Raw genomic sequence first — 7,011 nt, forward strand, 5'->3', positions numbered from 1 at the left:
TTATTGTGCTTATTTTTTCTCTAAACGATCAGAGATCGTCTGTAGGGCACCATCAATGTCATCACTATCCAGCCAAGTTAGTTCTTTCCAGCTACGTAGCCAGGTAATTTGTCGCTTGGCCAATTGACGAGTCGCGCACACACCACGGAAAACCGCGTCATCTAATGTACCCTCCCCATCAAAATAGTCCCACATTTGTCGGTAACCTACGCATCGAATAGATGGCAAATCAGCATGAAGATCATCACGTTCATATAATGCTCGAGCTTCCGATTCAAAGCCTGCTTCCATCATATTTTCAAAACGCAGTTCAATCCGACGGTGAATCTCTGCTCTTTCTTTCGGTGCAATCGCAAATTGATGCACCTCATAAGGCAAAGCGTCACCTTTAATCTGGGTTAATTCTGTTAAAGTTTTACCCGAAATTCGAAATACTTCCAACGCTCGGGAAAGTCGTTGTGGATCATTTGGATGAATTCTCTCTGCTGATACAGGATCAATCGTTTTTAATTGATCATGCATAGCTTCCCATCCAAATTGCACCGCTTCTTGCTCAATTTGAGCTCTAATGTCAGCATCCGCTGCTGGTAATGGTGAAAGACCTTCAAGTAATGCTTTGTAGTACAACATGGTACCACCAACCAATAAAGGTATCTTTCCTTGAGCAACAATGTCATCCATTTCTTTCAGGGCATCACGACGAAACTCAGCCACTGAATAGCTCTCTGTTGGATCAATAATATCAATAAGACGATGAGGGGCTTGTAAAAGTTCCTCTTCATTTGGCTTTGCCGTACCAATATCCATTCCCTTATAGATAAGGGCTGAGTCTACGCTAATCAACTCTACAGGAAAACGTTTTCGCAATTCAATCGCTAAGTTTGTTTTTCCTGACGCTGTTGGTCCCATCAAAAAGATGGCTTGTGGTAATGCTTTATTCATGACTAAATGCTTGTATCACTTGAGTAATATCGATATTTTTTAACAGTTTTTGATTGAATTGGGATAACCCATCCCCCCATAACTGCTCTAATTCCATCACTAATTGTATCGCTTGAGCGTTACTGTAACTGACCTCTTCATGTTGAATTTGATGAGAAAGCCAAATAATAACCTGTTCAAGTGACGGATTTATGCTGTCTAGATACCTTAACAGATTCGGAATTAATTGTTGTAAATTCTGCTGACGGATTGGCTGGCAAACCGCCATAACAATCACACTAGTACTATTTTTAACTTTAAGATCAATCCCCAAAGGTTTCAAGAATAAAGCGTAATCTAATACTTTACGGCAAATCGTATCTTCTACACCAATAGAAAGTGGAATTAATAAAGGCTGAGCTCTTAATGCTTCATTATGCACACTGTTTAACTGCCCATAACTTTTGACAAACTCAGCGTAATGTAAATTTAAAAGTTGCAGTTGCTCACCTTTTTGTAAGAGAGCAAACCCTTTTTCGACAACAGTTAAGACCTTACCTAACGAAACCACTTTATCGTTGACCATTGAGAGTATTGGCACATAACTTTCGACGGTCGGTGTTTCGCTTAAATGACGTAAATGGCCTTCATTTACCTGATGATTGGTAGAGTTCTTCTCTTCAACTGACGTGTTTAGTAACGCACTGTAATTCGTCAGCTCTTTTTGAGAGGGTCTATCATTTTGGTAAGTAATATTACGACCATTTGGTGGTGAGGACTTTGATGCTGAAGGTGAGTTCGGTACCCAAGAGTCAGATGGCGCTTTATTTGGGTAATTCGGCGTTGAATCTACCGCATTTTTTAGCTGCTCTGTTCTATCCATACTCGCTTGCTGAGGCTGGCGAACGTACTCCTTCATCGGAGGAAAATGGGGCTCTTTCTCATGGAAAGTACTGCACTCTTCATTTTCTTCTTCATTGTATGAGAGTTCTGGAGAGCTAATACTTTGCTGTAATGCGCCATAAATGGCTTGATAGATAAAGTCATGCACCAAACGCGCTTGATGAAAACGCACCTCATGTTTAGCCGGATGGACATTCACATCGACATCGTGCGGATTAATCTCAATGAATAAGATATAGGCAGCATATTGATTTGCTAATAATGAAGACTCATAACCTTGTCGTATAGCATGATTGATGAGTTTATCTTTCATCATTCTGCCATTCACATAACAGTATTGGATATCGCCTTGTGCTCTTGCCCCTTCAGGTGAGGAGATCCAACCATGAAATTTTAGCTCTCCATGCTCCAGCTCTACTTCTAATGCGTGTTGTAGAAAATGAGAACCACAGATGGCTGCTAAGCGTTTTTCGACTTGAGCTTTTGTTTGCGCCGCTCGATATTGACGGACTTGCTTTCCGTTGTGACGTAGGTTGATCGTAATATCCAATCGACTCAGAGCAATTCGCTTTAAGAGTTCGTCAATATGAGTGAATTCTGTTTTATCAGTACGAAGAAACTTACGACGAGCAGGCGTATTAAAGAAAAGATCGACCACATCAATGGTGGTACCAATAGGGTGAGCGGCAGGTTTTAGTTTAACCTCCATATCTCGTCCTTCAGCATATGCTGACCACGCTTCTTCTTGGGCAACAGTACGAGAGGTTAAGGTTAAACGAGAAACTGAACTGATTGAGGCAAGCGCTTCACCACGAAAGCCAAGACTCACAATGGCTTCAAGATCATCAAGAGTGGTAATCTTTGATGTCGCATGGCGACTTAAGGCAAGAGTCAGTTCATCTTTCGCGATACCAAAACCATTATCACGAATTCGAATTAACTTACTGCCTCCTTTTTCAATGTCAATATCGATGCGAGTTGCCCCCGCATCGATACTGTTTTCAACAAGCTCTTTTACTACAGAAGCAGGGCGTTCAACAACCTCACCCGCCGCAATCTGGTTGGCTAATCGAGCTGGTAAGATTTGAATTGGCATAACCCTGTCCTTTCTAACTGGTTGGTATAATGAGCACCTGTCCTATCGCCAACTCATCAGAACGTAGCTTATTGGCTTTTCTTAGGCTGGACACAGAGACTCCATATTTCGTTGCAATTTTACCTAAGAACTCACCACGTTTCACCGTATGTTTCTTCACAGGGGCAACAATGCTTACTTTCAATTTCTGTCCAACAAATAAGGTATCTGATTTCAGTCGATTTAACGAACGAATACTGCTTGTAGACACCTTATACTTAGACGCAATTTTTCCTAAATATTCACCAGATCGTACTTTATGAGTAATGATCGTACGTGCTTGTTTAGTGTTTGATGATGCTGCCTTTGACGTCGTCGTTTTCGGAGCAACATACACAGGTTTATTTGTTGGAATAATTAGTACTTGGCCAACAGCTAAACTCGTACTCTTCAAGTTATTCACACTTTTTAACTTGGTTGCTGTGGTGCCGTATTTCTTAGCAATAACCGAGAGTGATTCACCAGAGCGCACTTTATGCTTCTTTTGCTGGCCTTGTGCAGCCAGTAATGTCCCTTGCGGAGGGTTAGCATTAAGGTAGCTTACAATCGCTTTAGAAATTGCGCGAGCGATCTTATCTTGATGGCCACGCTGGAACAGTTGCTTCTCTTCTGTCGGATTCGAAATAAAGCCAGTTTCAATCAAAATAGAAGGAATATCTGGTGACTTTAGTACCGCAAGACTGGCATTAACAGGATCTTTCTTATGAAGTTTGATTACTTTTCCCATTTCAGAGAGAACATTCGTTGCGAGTTTATAGCCCTCTTTTTGAGAGTGACTAAATTGTAAGTCTAATAGTGTTTGACTTACGTTTCGGTCATTGCTGTTCTTTGCTAGCACATCACCTGCGCCACCTAATAATTCAGACTGTTTCTCATGCTTCTCTACCCAACGACCAATCTCAGTGTTTGCACGACGTGTGTTTAACACAAAAACAGAGCCACCTCTTGGTTGTGGGGAGCGGAAGCTATCTGCGTGAATAGAAACCAATAGATGAGATTTGTTTTTACGAGCAATGTCAGTACGTTTGTTTAAGTTAACAAAGTAATCACCACTGCGCGTCATGATAGCTCGCATACCTGGCTGAGCATTTATCTGGGCAACGACTTTTTTAGAGATCGCAAGAGTCGCGTGTTTCTCGTACTTTCTCGTCGGTCCAATAGAGCCAGGGTCTTCGCCACCATGACCAGCATCAATAGCAATAATAATCTCGCCATTACCAATAATATGATTGGAATTAGAGTTAATGATTGGCTGCGATGGTTTTACTGGTTTACTTTGAGTTGGCTTAGAGACACTGCTTGAAGAATGAGGTAAGTCCATTACCAAACGATGACCGTACTGCCCACCGGGTGTTGGAGCTAACTTAAACACTTCAGCTTTCACTGAATGCTTTAATTCAAAAACCAGACGCGTCGTGTCCTTTGATGGCGATGAGCTCTTTCGTATTTTTGATAATACTTTACTGTCACTGACCGTTAATGGCAGCTTGGCTTTTAAATTGGTATTTTTAAGATCAACAACCAAACGATAAGGGCTACTCAGTGTGAAGTAGCTGTAATTCGCCTCTGAATTTAAATCAATAACAATACGAGTTTCATCTGGCGACGGCCACACTCGTATTCCCTCTAAGGTATTCGCAGATACATAAAAACTACTCACTGACATCACAGCAAGTATCGCATACCAAATTACTTGAAAATATTTACCGATTAACACAAATCCAACCGCTGAATTAAACTACATCCATACTCATTATTACCCGTAATCACAACATGACGAGCTTCGCAATCATAGCGAATATCAATATCAATATCTGGATTTGGTAATAACCCTTCCCCTCTCTCAGGCCATTCAACTAAACAAATTGCATCATCAGTAAAATAGTCACGGATCCCCATAAATTCTAACTCTTCAGGATCGGCTAAACGGTAAAGGTCAAAATGATATACTTGCCACTTATCCAGTTCATAAGGTTCGACTAACGTATATGTTGGACTTTTCACATTACCAATATGCCCTAGCGAACGAATAAAACCTCGACTAAAGGTGGTTTTACCTGCGCCAAGGTCACCATGCAAAAAGATCGTTGTTTGCTGAGTACAAGCTTGAGAGAGCTGTCTACCAAATTCAACGGTGTCGTCTTCAGTAGCTAAATTAAATTCAAAGCGTTCCATTATTCACTAATTTCACTATTTTAATTGTCTAAATTGATGGACTTGGTATCAGATTCACAATTTATCTGCGGAATATTTACACACAAGTTCTTATGGGTTGCGTTGATTCAATGCCTTTTAGTTGCATTGAAGTACGTCTTATCAATCCTATATGATAAACTTTTACTCATAATACTGTAATAAAAAAATGTAATCTCTCTGTGAATATCGACTATCAAGCACTCGCAAATAACATCAAAGTATGGGCACAAGAACTTGGCTTTCAAAAAGTTGGGATCTGTGACGTTGACTTATCTCAGCACGAAGCGGCTTTAGAGCAATGGCTTGATGCTGGCTATCATGGTTCAATGGACTGGATGGCTCGTCATGGCATGATGAGAGCAAGACCTAATGAGTTACATCCAGGAACAATTAGAGTCATCAGTGCACGCATGGATTATTTGCCTCCTCAAGCTGGTTTTGCAAGCAATTTAAGCGATCCTACACAAGCTTATATCAGTCGATACGCTCTCGGCCGTGATTATCATAAGCTGATCCGCAACCAATTAAAAAAACTGGGGCAAAAAATTGAAGCTGAAGTTGAACAGCTTGGTTATCGTCCTTTTGTAGATTCCGCCCCAATCTTAGAAAGACCTTTAGCAGAAAAAGCAGGATTAGGCTGGACAGGAAAGCACTCATTACTCCTTGATAAAAACGCAGGTTCTTGGTTTTTCTTAGGTGAACTGTTAATTGATATTCCCTTACCTGTTGATTATCCTGTTGAGAACCAATGCGGAAAATGCACGGCCTGTGTTACATCATGCCCGACAAATGCGATATTAGAAAATGGAGTGATTGACGCCCGTCGTTGTATTTCTTACTTAACCATAGAAAACAGCGAGGTTATTCCAGAAGAGTTTCGTTCATTAATGGGCAATCGAATTTATGGTTGTGATGACTGCCAGCTAGTATGCCCTTGGAATCGTGAAGCCGAAATAACACAACAAAATGACTTCCATCGTAGAGAGTCTCTAGATGATGCTAATTTACTCTCTCTTTTTGCATGGGATGAAGTCACGTTTTTAAAAAATACGGAAGGCTCTGCAATTCGTCGTATTGGCCATAAGCAGTGGTTACGCAATTTAGCCATTGCAATGGGCAACGCTCCGTATTCAACAGCTATTATTTGGGCACTACAGGCTCGTGTAGGGTTAGATGATAACTTGGATATTCATCTTCTTTGGGCAATAGAGCAACAACAATCACAACAAGTAAATACAAGTAGAAAAGAACAACGTCTTATTCGAATTATAGAAAAAGGCTTACCAAGAGACGCCTAATTTCACGCTATATATAGGGTTGAGTATTTACTTATGATGAAAATTTGATGTTAGTCGTAATTAATGTGGAAAACATTTTGAAGTGAAGCAAACTATTTGGTTTACAGAAAAGTTAAACACAAGACAGGAATATGATTAGGATCAAAGAAGTCAAGCAAAAAGATCTTTTCAATTGCTAAATAAAATGCACCTAAAAAATAAATAACATATAAATCAAGTAGATAAATAAAAAAAGAAATATATTGCTCTAACACCAACCACAAGATCTTTATTTTAGTTATTTAAAAAAAAGCTTTTTAAAAATAACTAACAGAGTTATCCACAATATTTTTTTGTGGATAAGTTTGTTGATTATATGGTAACTACTACATATAGCTAACCCTCTGCCCTTTATGTTTTATAAAAACATATTGATATGCAGATAGATAATTTGATTCTTTGGCTTTGTATGAATCAGAATGTTCTAAAGAGCAGAATTTTATGTGGGGTTAATACTTCACAGCATTAATTTTAAAGAAAATAAAAGCGCTGAATAATATTCAGCGCTTTTATTTTATT

The 7,011-nt window shown here is 39.7% G+C and carries 5 protein-coding genes; 1 reads left to right on the forward strand and 4 read right to left on the reverse strand.

Annotated elements, in window-relative coordinates:
- Nucleotides 1-9 precede the first annotated feature (9 nt).
- Genes miaA through tsaE form a run of 4 tightly spaced genes read right to left on the reverse strand, consistent with a single transcriptional unit; the run spans nt 10 to nt 5,134 of the window.
- Nucleotides 10-942, reverse strand: coding sequence for a tRNA (adenosine(37)-N6)-dimethylallyltransferase MiaA (gene miaA, locus F8B77_RS14165; protein WP_151655963.1), 933 nt, complete (start codon nt 940-942; stop codon nt 10-12).
- A complete protein-coding gene (mutL, locus tag F8B77_RS14170) occupies nt 935-2,920 on the reverse strand; it encodes a DNA mismatch repair endonuclease MutL (protein WP_151655965.1) in 1,986 nt (661 codons plus the stop codon). Before mutL ends, miaA begins: the two co-directional genes overlap by 8 nt.
- Before the next feature lie 13 nt (nt 2,921-2,933).
- Entirely contained in the window at nt 2,934-4,676 is a 1,743-nt protein-coding gene (locus tag F8B77_RS14175) for a LysM peptidoglycan-binding domain-containing protein (RefSeq protein ID WP_151655967.1), read from the reverse strand.
- On the reverse strand, nt 4,670-5,134 hold the full coding sequence (gene tsaE / locus F8B77_RS14180; RefSeq protein WP_151655969.1) for a tRNA (adenosine(37)-N6)-threonylcarbamoyltransferase complex ATPase subunit type 1 TsaE: 465 nt from the start codon (nt 5,132-5,134) through the stop codon (nt 4,670-4,672). The genes F8B77_RS14175 and tsaE overlap by 7 nt, the downstream gene beginning before the upstream one ends.
- Nucleotides 5,135-5,340: 206 nt before the next feature.
- Here tsaE and queG point away from each other — a divergent pair, with 206 nt between their 5' ends.
- Nucleotides 5,341-6,453, forward strand: a complete 1,113-nt coding sequence (gene queG, locus F8B77_RS14185; RefSeq protein WP_167512828.1) for a tRNA epoxyqueuosine(34) reductase QueG — start codon at nt 5,341-5,343, stop codon at nt 6,451-6,453.
- The last annotated feature ends 558 nt before the right edge of the window (nt 6,454-7,011 follow it).

Origin of the sequence: Aliivibrio finisterrensis, assembly GCF_008933155.1 — a bacterium.
Lineage (GTDB): Bacteria > Pseudomonadota > Gammaproteobacteria > Enterobacterales > Vibrionaceae > Aliivibrio > Aliivibrio finisterrensis.

Bases quoted from the DNA above. Each gene is read 5' to 3' on its own strand.
- tsaE (WP_151655969.1), bottom strand. From the start codon at position 5,134: ATGGAACGCTTTGAATTTAATTTAGCTACTGAAGACGACACCGTTGAA.
- mutL (WP_151655965.1), bottom strand. From the start codon at position 2,920: ATGCCAATTCAAATCTTACCAGCTCGATTAGCCAACCAGATTGCGGCG.
- miaA (WP_151655963.1), bottom strand. From the start codon at position 942: ATGAATAAAGCATTACCACAAGCCATCTTTTTGATGGGACCAACAGCG.